Genomic DNA, 812 nt, shown 5'->3' with positions numbered 1-812 from the left:
CATATAGGCTTTATCTTTCAGCTTTTTAACCTGATTCCTTATATGTCGGTAATTGAAAATATCACACTGGCATGTAAATTTTCTAAGTTGCGTACTCAACGAGTATTAGCAAAGTCGGGCAGCCTGGAAGAGGAAGCTTATCGCTTGTTATCGCAGCTTCAGCTAAATGATCGCTCCATGCTGACACGAAAAGTATCTGATTTGAGCGTTGGCCAACAGCAGCGTGTCGCCGCCGCCCGGGCCTTGATTGGCTCGCCGGAACTCATTATTGCCGATGAGCCGACCTCTGCATTGGATGCCGATACACGTGAACACTTTATTCAGTTACTACTAGAAGAGTGTAAGCAAAGTGGTGCGACCATATTGTTTGTTAGCCACGATGCTGGCCTGGAAGCCGCTTTTGATCGCAGTATTCAGTTAGGCGAACTCAACCGCGCTTGCGAACAGTCTTCAAATAAAGGGCAGGAGGCCGTGTTATGAATTGGGCACTGCTGATGAAGCTAACGCTGAAAAGTATCCTCAACCGGAAATTTACCAGTGGCTTAACCTTGTTTAGTATTTGTATCAGCGTTTTTCTATTACTGAGTGTCGATACGGTGCGTAAAGAGGCTAAGCATAGTTTTACCAATACGATTTCAGGCACAGACTTATTAGTCGGCGCGAGAAGTGGTTCGGTGCAGTTGTTATTGTATTCCGTTTTTTGTATTGGCAATGCAACCAACAATATCGGCTGGGATAGTTATCAAAAAATCTCTTCACACAAGTCGGTTGCCTGGGCTATTCCAATTTCACTTGGGGACTCTCACAAAGGC

Annotated in this window: 1 protein-coding gene and 1 pseudogene; both read left to right on the top strand. The window is 45.2% G+C overall.

Annotation, left to right across the window (positions count from 1 at the left end; genetic code table 11):
* Positions 1-480 (top strand): ATP-binding cassette domain-containing protein (locus A3729_RS09295; protein WP_156497838.1); only part of this gene is annotated, 480 nt, incomplete at its 5' end.
* Positions 477-812 (top strand): annotated as a pseudogene (locus A3729_RS09290) (ABC transporter permease); the annotation flags it as partial. The gene A3729_RS09295 and the pseudogene A3729_RS09290, both read left to right, overlap by 4 nt.

This window comes from Oleiphilus sp. HI0043 (assembly GCF_001634935.1).
This window is presented reverse-complemented; position numbering and strand designations above follow the sequence as displayed.